Source organism: Vulcanisaeta sp. JCM 14467, from assembly GCF_001316245.1.
Taxonomy (GTDB): Archaea; Thermoproteota; Thermoprotei; order Thermoproteales; family Thermocladiaceae; genus Vulcanisaeta.
The window spans coordinates 276,010-294,438 of record NZ_BBDM01000002.1 but is presented as its reverse complement, the minus strand read 5'-3'; the positions used below and the strand labels follow the sequence as shown (position 1 = coordinate 294,438).

The following is an 18,429-nucleotide window of genomic DNA, read 5'->3' as shown; positions in this document are numbered from 1 at the left end:
GCTTAGTCCTTCTAGGCATTGTTTGATTGCCTCCTTTATTTCCGTGATTGTTTCGTGTTCGTTTAGGAGTTGTGTTATTACGTCGCTGATTGAGGTTTTGCGTAGTCTCGCTAAGTCCCTGAGTACCTGTATACATCCTCCCTAATGCTGATGCTCCTATACCTCATAACCTTTGTTGTGTTGGTGGTTAATAAGGTAGTCACGTTATGTGCGGTGCGTTTGCCCGTTACGTGCGTTGCGTGGGTTGTGGAGTTCACGTACGTGCCTCACCTGCGTTAGTTCACGTGAGTCGACACGTGAGTTTCGAGACCTTGGTTAATGGCCGTGGTGGTTGCCACCCTTTTAAGGGTGGCTTGGGTTATTAGTGGCATGTTGGTCCTTAGTGAGGGTTTGATTAGGAGGAGGCCCGTGTATGTCTATGCCTTTGATTCGAGTAGTCCAGTACCGGTGCCGCTGGGTGTTGTGGCTATGGTTAGGAGGGGTTCCGTGTTCATTGCATCCCCGAGGCCGCTGAGTGTTAATGTGCCTGAGGTGGGTGTTGGCCTTGAGGATGTGTTGTTGGTTGGTAGGGTTAGGAGGGAGCTTTGTTGGGATAGGTCCTTCCTCTGGCCTCCTGATGCGGTTGAGAACTTAATACCCCTCGTTAATTCCGGCTATGCGGTGATTATTGAGAGGATTGCCAAGCGCCTAATGTTGTGAGGATGTATGGTAGGGCCGTTAGTGAGGGGCTTATGAGGCTGACGTCGTGTTGAGTATCGAGTCCCAGGTAGCCGTTGCACCAACTGGTGGGTATTGTCCAGGTCCAGGGGTTCGGTAGGGGAAAGCCCTTCTGGCACTACCCGAGGCCGTGCCTCGCTGGGCGTTATTTGAATAGGGCATTGGCTGTGCTGGGTGCCAGGTGGTCTAGGGGGTTTCCATGCCCAGGAGGCAATCGGTGTCTGGGGAGGATGAATTGTCGAGGCTTGTGGAGCTCGGCTTCTCTGAGCAGTTCGTGAAGAGACTGAGGTCTGCGGGCATAAGGTCCTTGGCGCAGGTGACCCTCTTTAATGAGGAGGAGCTTGTGGAGTTGCTGTCCCTCTCGGATCCAGAGCCTGCTAGGCGGTTGATAGCCACGGTTAGGGAGCTCCTTGGCCTTGGTCCTAGGGGTAGGACGGGTAGGGAGGTTATTGAGGAGGTTAGTAGGATGCCGGTTGTTAGGACGGGTGTTGAGGGTCTCGATAATGCGGTTGGTGGGCTTAGGTTTGGTGCTAGTCATGAGTTTGCTGGTGAGTTTGGGGCTGGTAAGACTATTATGGCTTTGCAGGTGGCTGTTGCTGCGGCTGCGCAGCTTGGTGTTAGGGTTATATACATAGATACGGAGAGGACGTTGAGTCAGTACTTAACGTCGCAATTAATCAAGAATTTATGCAATCGCTTTGGAATTGATTATGATGGGTTCATCAATGAGCGCTTAATAGTGTATACCCCAGCCACTGTAGACGACCTAGAAACATCGATAAAGTCCAGCGTAACAGACCAAAGCCTTAACAATAATGCCAGGGTCATTATCGTGGACTCGATAACGGCCCTCTACAGGGCCCAGTTCCGTGGTAGGGAGAGGTTGGCGGAGAGGCAGCAACGCCTCCACTACGTGCTTGATTGGCTTAGGAGGTTGACCATTAGGCTGGGGTGTTGGTGGTCTACACTAATCAAGTAATGACATCTCCGACGGGCTTCATCGAGGTCAAGCTACCGGTCGGCGGGAATGTCCTCGCCCACACCGTGAATGCCAGGTGGCTGATGATGCGAGCCTCGAAAGCCAAGAACGAGGGAGTGCTGAGGGCACTCGACGTCCCTGGCCTACCACCAGGCTTCGAAACAAAATACACCATAGGCGATGACGGTCTTCATTAACTACTATTTTCATGGTAATTAAGTACTCCTTATTACGTTGGCTGGGGATTACGTAGTTGTGTAAATGCCCTTTAGCTTTAACGTTGAGTTATTATCGTCAATTTTTGTAAAAACAAAACCTTTTAAAGCGTGCATGAAATAATATGAATGAGCGGCGATCCACGTGATGGTAGGATAATCATCATTAATGAGGATGGCTTGTGTGTCGACTTAATGACTGGTGAGGTTATTGAGGCTGTTACCTCGTGGAGGGTACCGAGCTTTACCCAGCCCGGCGCGTTCACATGCCCAATGATGCGGATAATGGAATGATTAATAAGGTTAGGGATCCTAGGGCCCGCGCCATAGAGAGGTGGAGTGGGTTCATTAATGGTGTGAATGATGGGGAGGAGAGGGTGATGGAGGTGCTTGTAAATGGCGTGCTTGAGGTGTTCAGGAAGTATAATGCTCCAATTCATAGGCGTCAGGCTGAGGACATACTCAGGCTTGTCATGGGGAAGTGGCGTAGCACTCTGTGAGTATTCTGAGGGTCTTGGAATGCGTGTTGGACGTGAGGTGTAATAGGTACTTGGCGGAGAGGAGGTTGATTAAGGATGCCATTAGTGAGGTCCTCGGTTGTTCCTGGCTTGTTAAGCATTACATAGCTCAGGTAATGAGGAAGTGGGGTGTTGGTGGAATAGCCGTGGATGAGGTCTATGGGAACTACCTAATGCTGAGGAGGTGGGTTAGGAAGAGGGGCGGCGGGACCTCGGTTAAGATACTTGTGGAGATGGCCGTGATGTATACAGCCATGCAAGTTGATGAGAAAGCGGTGAGGAGAATTAGAAGTAGGAATAAGGCCTACATACTCAAGAAGTTAAGGTCGATCATGGGCTTAACGATACCCAATAAAGGATAAAGATAAGGATAATTATACTTATATCTCAATAAATCATAAGATAAGACTACGATAATGCAACGTGAGGGTTTGTGGGAATCCACGTTCGTGGTGCGGGGATTCGTGTTGCGAATCCTCGAACGTGGTACGGTCTCCCGGGGAGACCGTAGTACGAACGTAGTACGGAACTACGGTGATCCTGGGTATATTGTTCTAAGTAAAAATAAGTTTTGCATATTATCAAAGGATTTTGCATAAAGTTTTTTCTAAAAGAAAAACAGCTTTTAAAGGGGAGGCGCTAGTTGTACTGTATGGTTAATGATGCTGCTCAGGTTGCCCAGGCGATAGGGAGACTTGGTGTTTCGGTGCAGAGGAGGCGCGCCTTGAGGTTGGTGGATATTATCGCTAGTTATGCCATACCGAGTTGGCACCCCTGCCCCTGTAGCCACACGCATGAGGAGCGTGCAGTGGCTATGAAGCACATAGAGGATGTGGCGGAGTCGGGTGAGCGCCTCCTAATGCCCGTGCTTGTCGGTACAGTCGCGGGTAAGCCGGTTATATTTGCACCCACCTGCCTAATTGAGGCTGCCTTGGCCATGCGTAATCATTATGAGGGTGATGTTTTGAGGAGGGTTAGTGCTGAGGTTTGGGACCTCGGGGACTTTGGGGTGAGGACTTACCTAGCTAAGGCGTTGGCGGCATTGCTGTGTATCGTCTATATTGGTAGGAGGAGTAGTGAGGTTAATATGAGCTTCATAGAGGACTTCCTCAGGTATAAGGTCGTTGAGTTAGCGGGGGAATCTAAGGATGAGGCTATTAGGTTCATTGATAGGTTGGAGAGGAGGGTGGATATAGCCGATGTGGTTAGGGAATTGACTGAGATAATCGACCTTAGTGAGAAGACGATTTACAGGTACCTTCAGTCCATAGTTAATGAGGAGTTCGTGAGTGAGCTTAGGAGGTTAGTTGGCGTGTCTAATGACGTGTTGGAGACGATGGAGTCGGTTGGGAAGCCCCAGGATAGGCTTGGTGTTAAGGCTAGTTTCGCCTTGACAAGTATTTCCAGGGCCCTTAACATGAGTATGAACGATCTGAGGCCCTTAACCATAATTAGTGGCAGTAAGTTGGAGGGCTTGGCTAAGGTCGTAAACACCTTGGTCAGGGAGGGTAGGGGTGAGGAGGCGAGGGGCATCGTCGCTAAAGTGGAGGACTTAATTAACGAGGGCTTCTTCGACAGGGCCATTGAGTATATTGAGGAGGTAACGTCGGGTATCACCGAAAGCGCGCAGGACCAGCGGTTGGCTCAGGCAGCGTCCACGCAGGCAACCTCGACAATCGTAGAGGTTGAGCAGTCTGGCGGGCCTAATGAGGTTGAGGGTGATAGGGAGTTCCTAGTTAGGATCCCATGCGTTAAGGATGATTGTAGGCTGCTTAGGTCCTTGGCTAAGGCCACCGATAAGGTCGGTAAGTTCGCCGCCGTGATTAACTTACTCATCCTGTATGCCCGTGAGCTTGGTTACGGCGAGCTTGCCGAGTTGCTCGAGGGATTAGTAATGGTGGAGGGAGACTCGGTTATGGTAGATAGGGGGTTGGTGAGGGCTCTGGGTAATGTGTACACAGCCTATAGGAGGGGCGACTTGGCGGCCATGTGTGATGAGGTGAATAAACTGATAGTGAGGGTTTATGAGGGCTTGGATGCGCCCATCAGGGAGGCCCTTAGGTCAAGGGGTTTTGGTACGGGTGTGGACTGCAGTAGGTTGCCGAGTGCGGATGATATAGCTGAGGTTTCCCAAGTCTTAAAAGGTGGCGTCTAAAGATTTATCGTGAGCGTCTCACTACCCTCACTTAGCCTGCCGGGTGTGTTGGGACTGTCCTTCTTCGGTGGAAGCGCCGCCTTAATTGCTGTGCACGGTTACTTGAAATACGCCTATGGGCCCACCCCTGAGATAAGGCGTGAGGGTATGGATGAGCTTACGGACGTGTTGATAGGCGCTGTGACCCTGGGCGCCCTCTACGCACTCCTCATAGTGAACCCGATACTCCCCACAATAACCCACGACATAGCCTCGGCGATACCTGTGGGGAACTCCACGCTGGCCGCCAATCTACCTCCAACGAGCAACTCCACGGCACTCCTTCAATGGAGCTATATGGAGGCCGAGCATTACTTCTATAAATTAGCTGGATTCTATTCCTCATTCTGGGCAACTGTAATATCCCTATCATCAATTCCCTGGACAGCCCCGTTGCTGGTATGCGCAGCAGGCGACTTGGTATTTACAGACCATGGTTACCTATACGCTGGTGAATCTGGGCTTTCTGTACGCATTAAGTCTTGTGGCGTATAATGTTTGGTGGGCGTTGCCGCTGGGGATTGGGCTGATGATTATTAAGCAGACTAGGAGCGTTGGGGCGTTTATAGTCGTTTTCCTAACCGTGATTAGCATAGCAGCGCCACTCCTGACTGCATACACGGTGGCCGTGCTTAGGAGACCAATACATCAACTCAGCGTACTTAATCCTCAACTCATTATTACCAGCGGATACCCTTATGCAATGGTGATGCAGACGTATGATGTGACCCTCGATATAGCCCTAGCCTCACCTTGCCGCTTCATACGGTCTCTATAGGGTGTTTAATGAGGAGGTACTGGATATAATACCCATCTAGCCCCGCAAGCCTTTTAATTCATGCTACTAAGGCTATTGATGGGTACCTCCATACTACTCACTGTTGGACTGCATGTAATGCTTCAGACAAGTACAAGCTCTATAACGAACGCTGTGAACGAGGCCATGTCTGACATAAATAACATGATATTGGTGCCCGGATTTCAAGCCGCGTTAACGATTGGTGGTGCGGCGTTGCTATTTACCATATTCATGGTGATACTCAGGTTCATCGAGCACATGGTCCACCCCACTTCCTGGGGTAGGACAAGCGCCTTGACAGAGCTCATAAACCACTTCAAACAGATAGTTGGTGCGGCCATAGCTATTTGGCTAATAATCTTCCTAATATTCTTCTCAATCCCAATAATGTCTGGGCAGGTGCCAAACCCAACGGCAGCGGCTGAGGTGGCCGGCAAGATATTGGCCGCCATGTTTACTGTATTGGGTAAAGACCTCTCCTCAGTTCTCGGTAGTCTTGGCATCTAACGTTGATTAAAATAACGTAGTACTGTAAAATAAAACTTCCAGCTTTCCTGTCTGAAATAATCTTCCCGTAATGATCACGTTTAACAGTACGATACCGCGTATGAGGCTTTTAAAGTGATGAGCGTGAGTAATTGGTGATGGGTCTTGCTTATACCGAACTTCGTGCAGGTGACTTATTACAGCGGTACTAGAGGTGGTACTGGGAAGACTACCCTAGCCGTTAATACGGCGTTGGCGCTCCCCCAGTCGCTGGGTGGTAGGGTTGTGTTGGTGGATTTAGGCGTTGATAGTACGGACAGGGCCTCCAGGTTGCTTGGTGTTGATTCAAGTATTCCCGGCGCCACCGACTTCCTAATGGGAGATGTTAACGATGTGGACCAGATAATTGCGAGGTCTGCTTACCTGCCCAATAGCGTGTTCGTGGTACCACCTGGACGTTATAGGTCCTACCAGGTAATTTATACCGACGTAAGTGTGAGGAGGATTCTGGATAGGTGGCTTTACATGGTTAGTGCAATAGCGATGAGAACCAGGGCGAGGGCGATACTTGTTGATTTACCAGCGCAGCCGCCCCAGAACCTCCTAATACCCGTCCTCGTGGCGTCGCACATAATTAATTTGGTCATGGAGTACTCAAGCGATGTTGAGGATGTGCTTAGGGAAATTGATGATGAGTACGTGAAGGTTTTGGCAATTAAGGTCTCGAAGGTGGTCAATGTGATACTTAACAAGGCATTCCCTGGCGTGGATAATCAGGAAGCTAGGATAAGGAATTACGCACATGGTGGTGCCGTAATTACCGTGCCCATGGTACCCGAGGTGCACTTCGCAACGGCGGTTAAGCTTAAGCCGGCGATCCTCCTGGAGCCGAAGGGTCAACTGGGCGCGTTTAGGAAGGCTGTGGATAATGTGGTTAAGACAATAACTAGGCAGGTAAGGTCAATACTAGGCTAATTACATTCCAAGCCTTTTAAATGGGTCGTCCTAATATTATCGATGGTTAGGGGCCCAATAAACATCCTCGAGGACCTACTTAATAGGGGTAAGGATGGGAAGGAGCAGAGTACACCCTCCGTGCAGATTAACGACCAGTCAACGCTGCAACAACCGCCGTACCAGGAGCAACCGCAGTCTCCGTACGCCATCGTACTGGCTGAGTATGCTGAGTTCGAGAGGATGATAAACCAGGTTAAGAGTTGGAATGCCGTTCAAAGGGCTGTGTTCATGTACAACATGGGCTTCCCAGAGGCCCTGAGGCAGTTAAAGCCCGAGGATTGGGCGGTACTTATTGAGAAGCTCGGAACGACGTTTGCCGAGGCCTTTAGAAAATGGGCTGAAGTAACATGTTCATGCCAGCAGGGTGATAGGTAAAATGATTGAGGAAGAGGAGGCGAGTAAATCCACGAGGAAATTCCTTGACAAGCTCTGGAGGGCTTACCAGGAGGTTGGTGAGAGACGGTTTAAGGAGGTAAGGCTTAGGGATGTGCGTGATTACGGGATTAGGCAGGCGGAGAAGTTTGCCGCGAGGTGGGCGCCTAAGTGCGCGCCGCGGCTTAGGCCGTTCTGCTACGATGCCCTAAGGAGGTTAGCCCTATACTTCTCACCGGCCAGTATTGATAGGATCCTCAGGGAGGCGCAGGGAAGGGGACTTAGCATAGAGGTCGTCATTATTCTGGCTAGTCAATACAACCCGATTTACTATGATGATGGACTGATCAAGGAGTACATAGAGACTGGTAAGGTGGACCTTAACCAACTAGCCAGCATATTGATCTCTCAGGGCATTAGGTTATCACCGAATGACCTTAAGGTAATAATTGAGGGGACCGAGAAGAGGCGTGGGATTAGGTTTTCCTGGCTTCCAAGGAGGATTTAGTATCCTTTTAAGTGGTTATGCCGTCACCTACTGATGGTTAGTTTCAAAACCATAGTCAATTTATCAGCTGCTCTTGGCATTAATACTTGGAGCCATTTATCACCCATTAATCGTAACCCTGCTCCTCCTGCTCTTCAGTAAATCCTTCAGGGAGTGGCTCATAGGGCTTGCCCTAAGGCTCCTATATCCAAACCTAGCGCCTAGGCTTGCCCTGGGCGAGAATTACGTTTATGATGAGAAGAACAGGGTAATGCATAGGTTCTACGCCGCGGAGCCGCTATATGACATTTCTAGGATGACTGGTGAGCAGTATGTGGACTTAAATGAGGAGTTCATTGAGCGACTTAACCTCTCATCAAATGAGGCGTTTGCGTTTATACGTATTGGTAATGATAAATACGTAAGGCTCTCGAGGATTGTTAAGGGTGAGGGTGACCTCGGCGAATTCTCAGAGTGGCTTAGGGATAGGGAGAGCTTGCTCATGCAGTACTTCATCATAAGGCCCCTGGAGGGAGGAGACCTAACTAGATTAGTTGGCTTTCCCACTGAGCCTGGTAAGGTGAGGCTCATCATCTTCTTAGCCTTGGCATCCTTCATGCTCCTAGCAGTATTTGGCCCATGGGGCTTAGCCCCGGCGGTTGGTTTAGCCTACTTCTCGGTGAGGGAGTTGGGTAATTACTCGGTAATTAGGGGAGGGGCGCTTGAGGGCCTTAAGATGAGGTTGGTTAACTCGGCAAAGCTTTTCACAATGCCCTCTGATGGCGATTTGAGGTCAATAGCGTCTGCCAATGCGAATGTACTCCGTAATTATGCGTTAATTATAAGCGGCAACCCGGACTTTAGGGCCACGATTCACGCATTAGTTGCGAGGGAGTATAATAAATTCGTGGTTCAGGAGAGGGGTAAGTCCCTTTCAGCTGTGAGTAAGTGGCGTATAGCCATGGATAGCTTGACCAAAATGCCGAGATACCCATCAAGGTAATGATAGCATCTGATAGGCCGCTTGCCGATGTTAATATGGTCATGAGGTGGAGTGGTGATCTAATGCACCTCTGGGAGTTCCCAAGGATTAATGAGTTAAGCCGTGATGTTACGATAATCCCCATATTCCATGGAGGCAGGTTGGTTGTTGAGCATTCAAGGGCCAGGGTGAGACTTGGTAGGGATAGGGAGGGTAATGAGTTGGAGGTTGACTTGGATGCGCTGCCGAGTGGGCATATGCTCATTGTTGGACCAACTGGGATGGGGAAGACTTGGACTGTCTCGACAATACTGTATAGGTTGATGAACTCGGGAATTAGGGTAATGATAATAGACCCACATGGCGAATACTTAAGGATACCGAACATTGAACCTATAGACATAAGGAGGAGGTTCTTTAACTTCTTTGAGCTTAATGGGGTGACTAAGAACGAACGAATAAAGAGACTTATGGGTGAGTTATCGATATTGGGCATTAGGTCTGATGCCGTCCTCCCATTCCTCAAGGAATTGTATGATAAGGGGTATTACAAGGACCTCTTTAGGTCCATGAAATACTTGGTGGATTATGTGGATGATCCAACGGCTTCATTCACGTTTGAGAGAATCCTGGAGTATCTGGAGCATGCCGAGATTGTGCCGGTGAGTGAGTTGTTGGATAATAAGGCGCTCCTCTTCTCCCTGGTCAGGTCGAGTCCTGACATGATGTCCTTCCTAATGGGCGTTACGGCAGATCACGTGTACACGCATGTGATGAGCATGAACATTGGGGAGCAACTGCAGCAGTTGCTTGTGATTGATGAGGCGTACTACGTGTTGAATTCACCGCTAGCCGAACTACTGGCTAGGGGCGTTAGGAAATTTGGGTTGGGCACAGTATTCATAACACAGACACTCACTGGGGTGAGCAACGATGTTCTGCAGAACATACCCTTGATAATCGTGTTGGGCGGTAACGACGCATATGTCAAGGCTATTGCGCAGGAGCTGCAATTAACTAGCGAGGACGTTAGGTGGCTAACAACGGCACTACCACCACACATGAGGGGCTTAACCACGAAAGCCTTGGTGATTAATGGGCCTATTAAGAGACTTGGTGCAATAGAGCTTGAGCCATCACTTAAAGGGATAATGAGGCGGTTAGCATGAGGATGCCGAGCATGGTTAAGCCGGTATTAATCAGCGGGTTGTTAGACCTTAGGTGGGCGATGGAGTACCTGACCCACTTACCGCCAACCCTCCTGTAAATTCCATGTTCTGTTAGGGAGTCGAGCAACATATGGGCTGGTCCATTGATTAGGGCAATGGGTAGTAGGGTGGTTAAGGCATGGAGTAGCGTTAATGAATGAGTTAGATTAAGCAGGGCAATCAATAGAGGAGCTGGCAGGAAACCCCAGGCAATGCTCTTAGGCAGTGTGTGAGTTCTGGGTGTTCTTCTAATCAGAACCCTATTTCCTAGGATTACTTCCTCATGACCAAGCCCATCAATGAGTATGTTCCCGAGCACTGAGGTAAGGAGACTAAAGGCTATTGATGTTAGTGGCCTATGTGTCAGTGCGGTGGCTATGATCGACATTAGGCCTGCGTTAAAGATTATGTGAGTCCTGAGCAGCACGTTTAAGCCTTAGTATTCGATAAAAAGGTTTGGTGCAGTCGGCGTGTAATGCTTTTATCATCATTACACGGCTATTAACGTGGGGTCCGCATTACAGGTGCTGCTAAATCACTTACTGTTGATAGAGGGCCTATCAGTCGTAATCTTTGGGGTTTTGAGGAGGGGTATTGAGGTTAGGAGGTTACTATTTATCGGCTTAGCCTTAATAATCGCCTACTTCCTACCATCTCTCTTCCACTTAGCCCCAGGCTCGTATACGTATTACCAACTCTACGAGGATGTTGAGGGCATGATAGGGACTTGGTCCCTGATCCTTCAAATAGCCAATGCGTTTGGCCTGGGCATGGCCACAGCGATGGTGATACTCCAGATAGCCGAGACCATAGCGACAGGCGGTGCCGCAATACCCGTGCAGATTGTTCTGTTGGACATGAACATGGGATTCGTGGAAGACGCACTGCTTGGTCTCACGTTGACTGTCGTGCACGTTGCGCAGGTAATGATTGCGGTGCTCCACACCATAGCCTACCTGGCCTGGTTCTCGTATGCCGTGGCTCCAATAATTATGGGTATAGCCGTAGCCCTCATGATACCTGAGAAGACACGGCATGGAGGTACGGCTATATTTACCGTGACTCTCACAATACTCTTCATCACGGTATTGGCAGCGAATAGCCTTGGCATAATTGCCAAGGAGAGCCTGTTAAACAACACCATAGCAATAATGAGCTGGCTTAGGGAGCATAGCACAAACGCGACCCTTTGGGGCTACTTGGCGTTAAATGGGCCGTACCCATACCTAGTAAGTGGCGGTTTGTACCAGAGTAATTATGAAATAATTAAAGGCATACCCAATGGCGCACCTAACCAGGTACTCCATCAAGTGAGTACATTCGTTGCCTTTACCCCATCACTTACCCCCATTAACGCTCTTGGTTATCCCAGGATAAGTAATGTAACCTTTCTATGGCTCTCGATAAGGCCAAGCTACGAGTGTGTGGTCATTAAATACATCAATAGTAGTGAGGTTAAAGCCGAACCCTGCAGTCCCACAACTAACTATAACGATAATGCCACCTATCTCGAGATAATCAGCTTCGGCCCACCACCCTTCAACGTGGTGTCGGCGACCCTGAATGGGACGACTATGTATACGGGGGCTTGGGAGTGGGTGAGTGGGCCAAGCCACTACACGGTTAGGAACGGCAATAATACGGTCATGATAAGCTTCGAAATCAACGTACCACCAGAGTATTGCATTAATTACACAAGCCCAAGGACGCACATAGTGCATAGGGTCTGCTACCCAGGTACGGCGTCCGCGGTGCTTTGGTACTTCGCCTCGTCGGCTGAGGTCTTAAGTCTATCCAGTGTGGGTAACACCACCTACTGTACCTACGACTACGCCCAATCGCACCTGTATAGGGAAGTCAATATAGGGAGTGAGGAGGAGGCATTGGAGGCGCTTATTGGGAAGCTGAACCAGGAGATAAACATAAGTAGGGCCATCACGGGCAGCGGCAGTTTAATAAACATAACAATGCCTGAACCCGCACCAATTGGGTATAACCAGGGGGAGGTAGCCCTTAACTGCATTAATTACCTCAATAGGACTGTCACGATTAATGGGGTAATACTTGTAACGGGTGTTGTCAGTAATCCCTGGTATGCCCACGTACCACTGGGCCTTACGCCATCAACCAGTTGGATAATAAATTCCATAGTAGTTGGCGCCCAGCAAATATTGAGCGGTTGGTTTGACATTAAGGAATTGCTTAATTATATAGGGTTCTTCATACCGAGCCTTCTCGCAGAAGGTTGGGTAATATTCGGCATGGTTGATGCTGGGTTGTGGGCGCTTGGCTTTCCATCAATTCTCAGCCCTGCTTGGGCGTTGATGTATAACGTGGTCATGGACCTATCGTTAATCCTCTACATGAGGATTGCCGGTGTGAATTGGATGATGAGAAGGATTGCCAGGAGAGTCTCGGCATCCCTAAGAATGAGGCTGGAACGTTACGTGAAAGGGTTGGGCAAAGGATTATTGGGTTTGCCAATAGGCATCGAAGGTTCGCCAGGGCAATTAGGCCACTCGCACGCGCGCATGGTGCGGTTGTTAGTGCAATCTCACGGATTAGGAGGTGGGTGGTGAGGCATTCGGAGTACCTGAGGGATCCGGTTAATGCGGCATTGGTGTCAGCATTGGGAAGGGCTGAGGCAAGGCTTAGGCGTGCATCCGCTGACTATGCTAAATCAGGTAATCGCCTAAGGGCTAGGGCTGCCCTACTTGGTGCCTATACGGCTTGGGTCTTTAAGACCTACCCAAGGGCTAGGGCTCTTGGTGAGGAGGGGCGATTACATCAATTATTGTTACCCCACATGAGACTTGGTGTTTATAGATGGGATCCGTCAGAGCTTAAGCTGGCGGCCATCAAGAGAGTAGTTGCTGCGCTTAGGGGCGGTGGGCCGCTTAGGGAAAGGCTGGTTAGGGCTTGGGAGGTAAGGCCTAGGCCGTTGAGGTACCTAGGCGATGTAAGGATCGACCCCAGGGTTAAATCGAGTGGTAAGCCAGTAATACCTACTAGGTTGGTTACGGCATTTAGGGAGAGTACGGCTAAGGCTGCGGACTTAAGGGCTGCCCGTGGTGAGTTAGTCCATGCAATAGCGTCCTCTGAATATGTTAAGGACCTTGCCGGTAGTAATCAGCGATTATTCAATAGGCTTATTGAGTTGATGGTCCAGGCCCAAATCGACCCATCCCCGGCGACCAGTAGGAAGCTTCTAGCCCTCACCATGGCGCCATATGTGCAGCAGCTTCATAGTAAGGCGTTTAAGGAATTGGGCTCGGTTAGGGAGTTTACATCCAGTATTAGGGGCTTAATTAGCGGTGCCCACGACATCAATAAGAACCTCAGTGTGTTGGCGAAAATCCTAGGTGCTGAGGAGTACTTGGTTCGTAAGGCGTATGCTGGTACCTAAGTACTCACGTTAAGGAATTGGTTCAGAGACACATTAATGAGAGGGAGATTATAATCCAGGCCAGGGACCGAATTAGGGGTGGCCTGGGTAGGGTGTTGAATACTATTAAGAGTGCCGATGGTGTGATTAGTGTTGGCTTAATTAACGAATTAAGTAGGTACTTTAGGGGTAACCCAGGGGCTATTAGGGTGATTAATGAGTGGTACAGGGCCTACAGCGCCGGTATTGATGAATTAATTAAGCGTGGTGCATCGCCAGAGGATCTTAGGGCATACAATAGGGTCATGGGTAGGGAGCTCACGAGGGCCCTGGCACCCTATGCGGCTAGTGAATACAGGAGGGAGGCGCTGCAGATTGCTGGTGCTAGGGCTGTTAATGAGGCGAGGCCAATGGCTATGGCTGACTTAATGAGGGAGTTAAGGCCAGTTAGAACCCTTAAGAGCCTAGCTAAGGACTATAGGGAGTATAGGCATGTAATCCACGAGATGGGTGGGCTGTTGGTAAAGGGCGCCTCGGCATTGAAGGGTGGCGAGACATTTGGGGTTGCCCTTCCCAAGATTGCCAAGTTCGTGATGAGTGATTCATTCACCAATGCCGCTGCTAAGTACCACTTGATCACAACGGCGCATTCTAAAGTGGCTACGGAGAGGTTGGCGAGGGGAGGGATTCAGGGGATCTTCAACCTGGTAAGTGAGTCCTTCACGGCCCGTACACAACCACTCGTACTAATACTAAGCCGCTTGAGCGAATTAGGTATTGACTTAAACGAGGCGGTGGACTGGCGTAGAGTTTACGAAATATGTAATGATGGTTCAGGGGTTGATTGTAGGGTTGCCCTGAGGACCATTAGGGCTCTATACGAGCGCGGAATCCTTAGAAAGGTAGCCACTGTTGGGGCGGATAAGCAGGCATATGGCGTGCCTAGAGACGTCATAGCGGCGGCCTTCGTTGCAAGGCCTGACGATGTGGTTGCCGCTGAGTTTCAAAGGGCCTTCTGGAGTAGGGTGATTAGGGGCAGGGAGGCTTGGCACCCCGAGCCTGGCGAATACATAGGCGTTAGGTCCATAGGCGAGCAGGACCTACGTAGGTTGCTACAGGAATACGCATCGCCCAGGGTTGCCGTGAATATCCTTGACCAGGCTGATAGGTATGTCCTAGATAGGTTGGTTAGGTACGCCAGGGATATGGCTAATTCGTTGGGTGATTACATGAATTTCCTGCAGCATCAAATCGATTATTTGATGAGTGAGACCAATTCAATAATGAATAGCGATAAGCCGCAGCGTGATAAGGAGGCTGTCCTTAGGGAGATTGCCGCTAAGGTTGAGGGGTTGAGGAGCCTTAGAAATAGTGTTGCCAGTGTTAAGTCAGCCCTTGACCTAGTCCTCACCGTGGTAAGTTCGCCTAATATGGATGTGGGCACTAGGGTAGCCGTGTTTAGGGATGCCATGGAGCGATTGAGAAATGCCTTCACGACCTTCCTGAGTAATTATGAGGATAGGCTCAGGAACCTAGATGCCGGTGTCGGCCTATTAATTGCTAATTACCTCGAGGCTTTGGCAATCATCGAGGCTAACCTCTCGGGCTTTAGGCAGTTCATGAGTAATTCGTGACCTCAATGATTAGTAAATTTAAATAAATAATGATTTGAATTGGTTTTTGAATGTCGTCTGGTCAGGAGGGCTTCATTTTCGATTTAAGGCTTGTGGCTGCGTTATCGCTTGACCGTGCATTGCACCTGCTGTATGACCTATACAGCCCTGGCCTTGGGCCTAGGCTCTATGAGGAGCTTTACGAGTACTTAAGGGGTCTTGCCCTCATGGAGGTGGAGGTTGCCAGTAGGGAACTTACCAAGTATGTTGGCACTCCTGAGTTTGGGCGTAGGATTGAGGAGTTCAGTAGGGACCTCACGGCTAAGTTGGTGAGGGCTGGTGAGGAGTATCTTAGGGCGTATAGGGAGAGGTACATGGGTGATTTGAAGGTGGTTCTTAAGGGTATTGGCAGGGCCATGGTTAGCGATATATTGGAGTCCGGTAAGCCGTACATTGCGGAGCTTAGTCATGGGGAGTACGCTGAGCTCACCAGGACCTTGATGATGTTGTGGATAGGGAGGTTGAGGGGAGGATTGGGGATTTTAAGGACCTCGTTACTGGTGATATTTCGGCACTAATTAGGTGGGGTGGCCTCGATAAGCCCCTTCTCAGGAGGTTATACCTAACCTTCATGGTGTACGTGAGGGGCATTAGGAGGAGACAGTTAATCATTAGATCGGTAATCCTTATGGCCGTAACGGCTGTGCTAGTGGGCGTGCTGATACTCCTAGCCATGCACATCCTCATGATTTAGGTGGTGGGTGTGGGTGGGAGAGACGTTAGATCCATGGCGATGGATGCAATTATGATGGCACTACAGAGGCTGGAGAGGGAGTATCCTGAGGTCCTTAGGGATGGAGAGGTGTATCAGGAGGTTGTGGGTACGCTTGAGGATTCACTGCCCAGGGTTATGGAGTTTTTAAGTAGTGCCGTGAGACTTGGCCTCGATGTGGAGTTGGGCACGTACTTAATGGAGGTTGCCTCCAAGATTGCGGAGAGGGAGGCCATTGATAGGGTTAATGAGCACCTAATCTCGATTAGGCGTAGGAGGAGGTTTAGGAGGTTGGTCATTGGTTTAATTGCATGGTTGGGCGCGGTGGGTGGGTTGTGGTATGCCTTCACGGCATTGCCTGTGCCCGGCATTTTGAGGGTGACGGCATTATTACTGATGGTGCAGGTCCTCGTGCTGTGGCTGCTCTCATGACTCCCCTTTTAAGTGCCATAACCTAGTGATTGATGCTTAGGCTGATCCTGGGTAGGACGGATTATGTAGGCATTAATGCCGGCCTTACGTTTAAGCTCATTGAGGGGGTTAAACAGCTCGATGGTGTGCCTAATGTAAGGCTGGGCCCGCTGGTAGGGCTTTAGTGAATAGGGTCTTCCGTGAGCTGGGGCTTGACTGCGATGCAACGCATGCCGTGGATTTGAGGGGCGTGATTGAGGAGTGTAGTTATTTACCATCCTCGGTGAGGTTCATGGATAATTTTAATGCAGGTGAACTTAGTAAATCCCTAAACTCGATCCCACTACCAACGATAGAACCCACGAGTACGCTTATCGGCCTAGCCTGGCATCAACCCTAAGGGTAAACACCGAGTTCTACAGCGACCTGTGGCCTAGGTTAACGGATGCCTTGGCGCAACTCAAGGCCCTGGGCGTTGACATTGCCGTGCACTCAAGCGTCTTCGATACTAATAGGGTCTTCGTGTTTGACGAGGTTGTGAGGAGGTTTATTAGTTATCCCAGGGTCGACGGCATCGCTGAGTCGAACTTCAACAAAAGGATAGAGGTCATAAACAACAGCAATAGGCGGCTCATTGAGGAGAGGAATGCGCCAATAAGGCCCTACGCACTAGCGGAGCCGCGGGAGCCGATCATTGATGAGGGTATCCTCACGACCGTTGAGGCGTTGATTAAGGACCTGGGTGGTGTGGCGACGCTGAAGGCATTAAGCGATATGGTTGGTCAGGAGGCCGTGCTGAGGGCGATAGCGAGGGGTTACTTAACATATAATCCAGGCGATATGACCGTGAGGGTGACGATGAGGGCATTGAGTCTCTTAAACACGATACGACATGGAAGAGGTGATGGGGATGCGGTGGAGGGTTGAGAAGACCCAGCAGGTAGGGGCATTGGGTAAACCCACGCCTCAGGCGGGGTCCGGTGAGGTTGATATAAGGTTGATCATAAACAACCTGGCTAATTACCTATTCCACCTAATGGTCATGAATGAGACGCACTTAATAACCTTTGGTGCCATAGGCACGGGCAAGTCCACACTCATAAAGAACGCATTAATGAACGTGCCAAGCGGCTACACGGTGGTGGTCTTCGACATAATGGGTAATTACGAGGGCTTTACGGATTACCACGCACCGTACCCATTCAACCCAGTTAGCCACCTTGGCGACCTCGACGTGTTGGATGTCATTGAGGAGGCTATATCGATGAGGTTTCCTAAATTGCCGTATGCCATGACGCCCGCCATGGAGCAGGTCTTCATAAGCACATTGTCGAAACTGAGGAGTAGGGAATCCACGCAAAATGGGCGTGAGGGCCAAGGTGCGCAGCAAGGCGAGGCTTTAGAGGATGAGGTCTCTATATCGAGGGTCATAAGGCAAATAGATGAGGATATCGAGTCTGGGGCCTTGTCTAAGGAGGATGAGGTGAACTCGGCGAGGGGGTTAAAGCGTAGGCTCCTCTACTTTGACCACTGGGTCTTCAGGTCAACACACCCACTGATTAATAGGTTATTCAGGGGAGAGCTTAGGGGTAGGTCTGTGGGTATTAACTTGAGTTGGTTAAGCCCGATACAGCGTTGGTTCTACGTGCTATCATTCCTAGCCGCGGTAAATGCTGCTGGGGCCAGGAACATCATATTCGTCATAGATGAGGCGCATTTATACTTCAGGCTTGGCGAGAGCACGTTAACGGCGTCGGTGAGGATCGGCAGGAATTACAATAGGTACTTCGCACTCATCTCGCAATCGATTAACGATATTCCTGACGAGTTCATAAACATGAATAAGTTATTCGTGGAATTCCCCATAATGTACATGAGGGCTGAGAACATAATATTTGGCGAACCAAACCTCAAGGCGCATTACGGTAGGGATGCCTATTACGACCCAAGCAACATCCGCGAGCTCCCAACACCCCCACACTGGAAGCCGCTGACGGCACGCATACACCTCCACGTGACCAACCAACTGCTTTACCGTGAGCTTGGCGAGGCGTACTATAGGGTGTCCATAACGGTTAATCCCGAAGTACCACGTAGGGCTAACACAACGACGCTTACCAAGTGCGCCGAGCTGTCGGCATCGAGCCCGGCATAATTAGGGCTGGCGGCTTTGTTCATAAGAAGTATGCGAATGAGCTTTGGGAGGTTTGGCAGTGCGTAGGGAGACCGTGATGGCCTTAAATAAGCATTGATTAATCATGCTGACATGAGCGC

At 49.9% G+C, this 18,429-nt stretch carries 28 protein-coding genes; 25 read left to right on the top strand and 3 right to left on the bottom strand.

The genetic code is table 11. The annotated features are described in order from the left end of the window. Positions 1–110: 110 nt before the first annotated feature. Positions 111–257: a hypothetical protein gene (locus tag JCM14467_RS15490; protein WP_252900608.1), complete on the bottom strand. Its 147-nt coding sequence runs from the start codon at positions 255–257 to the stop codon at positions 111–113. Between the two features lie 67 nt (positions 258–324). Between JCM14467_RS15490 and JCM14467_RS03700 the strand changes: the two genes are divergently transcribed. Then, positions 325–699 (top strand): hypothetical protein, encoded by a 375-nt coding sequence (locus JCM14467_RS03700; protein WP_054849188.1) that lies wholly within the window; start codon positions 325–327, stop codon positions 697–699. 30 nt (positions 700–729) lie between these two features. Here the strand turns inward: JCM14467_RS03700 and JCM14467_RS15485 are convergent, their stop codons facing one another. Continuing rightward, positions 730–879 carry a hypothetical protein gene (locus JCM14467_RS15485; RefSeq protein WP_252900607.1) on the bottom strand — a complete coding sequence of 50 codons (150 nt, stop codon included), beginning with the start codon at positions 877–879 and terminating at the stop codon, positions 730–732. A gap of 37 nt (positions 880–916) precedes the next feature. On the opposite strand from JCM14467_RS15485, the gene JCM14467_RS03695 reads away from it, so the two are divergent. The 14 genes from JCM14467_RS03695 (at position 917) to JCM14467_RS15455 (ending at position 9,935) form a co-directional block, all read left to right on the top strand. Beyond that, positions 917–1,696 carry an ATPase domain-containing protein gene (locus JCM14467_RS03695; RefSeq protein WP_252900606.1) on the top strand — a complete coding sequence of 260 codons (780 nt, stop codon included), beginning with the start codon at positions 917–919 and terminating at the stop codon, positions 1,694–1,696. Further along, positions 1,675–1,893, top strand: coding sequence for a hypothetical protein (locus tag JCM14467_RS15480; protein ID WP_252900605.1), 219 nt, complete (start codon positions 1,675–1,677; stop codon positions 1,891–1,893). The genes JCM14467_RS03695 and JCM14467_RS15480 overlap by 22 nt, the downstream gene beginning before the upstream one ends. 147 nt (positions 1,894–2,040) lie before the next feature. Next, positions 2,041–2,205 (top strand): hypothetical protein, encoded by a 165-nt coding sequence (locus tag JCM14467_RS15475; RefSeq protein WP_252900604.1) that lies wholly within the window; start codon positions 2,041–2,043, stop codon positions 2,203–2,205. Next, on the top strand, positions 2,178–2,411 hold the full coding sequence (locus JCM14467_RS03690) for a hypothetical protein (RefSeq protein WP_252900603.1): 234 nt from the start codon (positions 2,178–2,180) through the stop codon (positions 2,409–2,411). Before JCM14467_RS15475 ends, JCM14467_RS03690 begins: the two co-directional genes overlap by 28 nt. A 23-nt stretch (positions 2,412–2,434) precedes the next feature. Then, entirely contained in the window at positions 2,435–2,791 is a 357-nt protein-coding gene (locus JCM14467_RS03685; protein ID WP_252900602.1) for a hypothetical protein, read from the top strand. 290 nt (positions 2,792–3,081) lie between these two features. Beyond that, complete coding sequence (locus tag JCM14467_RS03680; RefSeq protein ID WP_054849185.1) at positions 3,082–4,584, top strand: hypothetical protein; 1,503 nt, start codon at positions 3,082–3,084, stop codon at positions 4,582–4,584. Between the two features lie 9 nt (positions 4,585–4,593). After that, positions 4,594–5,118 (top strand): hypothetical protein, encoded by a 525-nt coding sequence (locus JCM14467_RS15470; RefSeq protein WP_252900601.1) that lies wholly within the window; start codon positions 4,594–4,596, stop codon positions 5,116–5,118. Next, positions 5,108–5,401: a hypothetical protein gene (locus tag JCM14467_RS15465; protein ID WP_252900600.1), complete on the top strand. Its 294-nt coding sequence runs from the start codon at positions 5,108–5,110 to the stop codon at positions 5,399–5,401. Before JCM14467_RS15470 ends, JCM14467_RS15465 begins: the two co-directional genes overlap by 11 nt. A 78-nt stretch (positions 5,402–5,479) precedes the next feature. Then, complete coding sequence (locus JCM14467_RS03670; protein WP_252900599.1) at positions 5,480–5,929, top strand: hypothetical protein; 450 nt, start codon at positions 5,480–5,482, stop codon at positions 5,927–5,929. Positions 5,930–6,073: 144 nt separating this feature from the next. Beyond that, the gene (locus JCM14467_RS03665; RefSeq protein ID WP_054849183.1) at positions 6,074–6,883 is read left to right on the top strand and encodes a MinD/ParA family ATP-binding protein; all 810 of its coding nucleotides are present in this window, start codon (positions 6,074–6,076) and stop codon (positions 6,881–6,883) included. Positions 6,884–6,925: 42 nt separating this feature from the next. Next, entirely contained in the window at positions 6,926–7,300 is a 375-nt protein-coding gene (locus JCM14467_RS03660; RefSeq protein WP_054849182.1) for a hypothetical protein, read from the top strand. A 1-nt stretch (position 7,301) separates the two neighbouring features. Next, positions 7,302–7,805, top strand: a complete 504-nt coding sequence (locus tag JCM14467_RS03655) for a hypothetical protein (protein WP_054849211.1) — start codon at positions 7,302–7,304, stop codon at positions 7,803–7,805. A 73-nt stretch (positions 7,806–7,878) separates the two neighbouring features. Further along, positions 7,879–8,787 (top strand): hypothetical protein, encoded by a 909-nt coding sequence (locus JCM14467_RS15460; RefSeq protein WP_252900598.1) that lies wholly within the window; start codon positions 7,879–7,881, stop codon positions 8,785–8,787. Continuing rightward, the gene (locus tag JCM14467_RS15455) at positions 8,787–9,935 is read left to right on the top strand and encodes an ATP-binding protein (protein ID WP_252900597.1); all 1,149 of its coding nucleotides are present in this window, start codon (positions 8,787–8,789) and stop codon (positions 9,933–9,935) included. Before JCM14467_RS15460 ends, JCM14467_RS15455 begins: the two co-directional genes overlap by 1 nt. Here the strand turns inward: JCM14467_RS15455 and JCM14467_RS03645 are convergent. Continuing rightward, complete coding sequence (locus tag JCM14467_RS03645; RefSeq protein WP_054849181.1) at positions 9,907–10,401, bottom strand: DUF1286 domain-containing protein; 495 nt, start codon at positions 10,399–10,401, stop codon at positions 9,907–9,909. The two genes, JCM14467_RS15455 and JCM14467_RS03645, sit on opposite strands and share 29 nt — an antisense overlap. Positions 10,402–10,480: 79 nt before the next feature. On the opposite strand from JCM14467_RS03645, the gene JCM14467_RS03640 reads away from it, so the two are divergent. From JCM14467_RS03640 to JCM14467_RS03600, 10 genes are read left to right on the top strand one after another with little or no spacing between them, the layout of a single operon-like run. Continuing rightward, entirely contained in the window at positions 10,481–12,553 is a 2,073-nt protein-coding gene (locus JCM14467_RS03640; RefSeq protein ID WP_252900596.1) for a hypothetical protein, read from the top strand. Next, the gene (locus JCM14467_RS03635; protein ID WP_252900595.1) at positions 12,550–13,380 is read left to right on the top strand and encodes a hypothetical protein; all 831 of its coding nucleotides are present in this window, start codon (positions 12,550–12,552) and stop codon (positions 13,378–13,380) included. The genes JCM14467_RS03640 and JCM14467_RS03635 overlap by 4 nt, the downstream gene beginning before the upstream one ends. A 17-nt stretch (positions 13,381–13,397) precedes the next feature. After that, positions 13,398–14,993, top strand: coding sequence for a hypothetical protein (locus tag JCM14467_RS03630; protein ID WP_054849178.1), 1,596 nt, complete (start codon positions 13,398–13,400; stop codon positions 14,991–14,993). 50 nt (positions 14,994–15,043) lie between these two features. After that, positions 15,044–15,550 carry a hypothetical protein gene (locus JCM14467_RS03625; protein ID WP_054849177.1) on the top strand — a complete coding sequence of 169 codons (507 nt, stop codon included), beginning with the start codon at positions 15,044–15,046 and terminating at the stop codon, positions 15,548–15,550. Continuing rightward, positions 15,481–15,726, top strand: a complete 246-nt coding sequence (locus tag JCM14467_RS03620; RefSeq protein ID WP_054849176.1) for a hypothetical protein — start codon at positions 15,481–15,483, stop codon at positions 15,724–15,726. Before JCM14467_RS03625 ends, JCM14467_RS03620 begins: the two co-directional genes overlap by 70 nt. Positions 15,727–15,729: 3 nt before the next feature. Then, on the top strand, positions 15,730–16,176 hold the full coding sequence (locus JCM14467_RS03615; RefSeq protein ID WP_054849175.1) for a hypothetical protein: 447 nt from the start codon (positions 15,730–15,732) through the stop codon (positions 16,174–16,176). Between the two features lie 32 nt (positions 16,177–16,208). Then, positions 16,209–16,340, top strand: a complete 132-nt coding sequence (locus tag JCM14467_RS19335) for a hypothetical protein (protein ID WP_256359198.1) — start codon at positions 16,209–16,211, stop codon at positions 16,338–16,340. Beyond that, a complete protein-coding gene (locus JCM14467_RS03610; protein WP_054849174.1) occupies positions 16,340–16,555 on the top strand; it encodes a hypothetical protein in 216 nt (71 codons plus the stop codon). The genes JCM14467_RS19335 and JCM14467_RS03610 overlap by 1 nt, the downstream gene beginning before the upstream one ends. Before the next feature lie 50 nt (positions 16,556–16,605). Then, the gene (locus tag JCM14467_RS03605; RefSeq protein WP_054849173.1) at positions 16,606–17,082 is read left to right on the top strand and encodes a hypothetical protein; all 477 of its coding nucleotides are present in this window, start codon (positions 16,606–16,608) and stop codon (positions 17,080–17,082) included. Then, the gene (locus JCM14467_RS03600; protein ID WP_054849172.1) at positions 17,060–18,310 is read left to right on the top strand and encodes an ATP-binding protein; all 1,251 of its coding nucleotides are present in this window, start codon (positions 17,060–17,062) and stop codon (positions 18,308–18,310) included. Before JCM14467_RS03605 ends, JCM14467_RS03600 begins: the two co-directional genes overlap by 23 nt. Positions 18,311–18,429 lie beyond the last annotated feature (119 nt).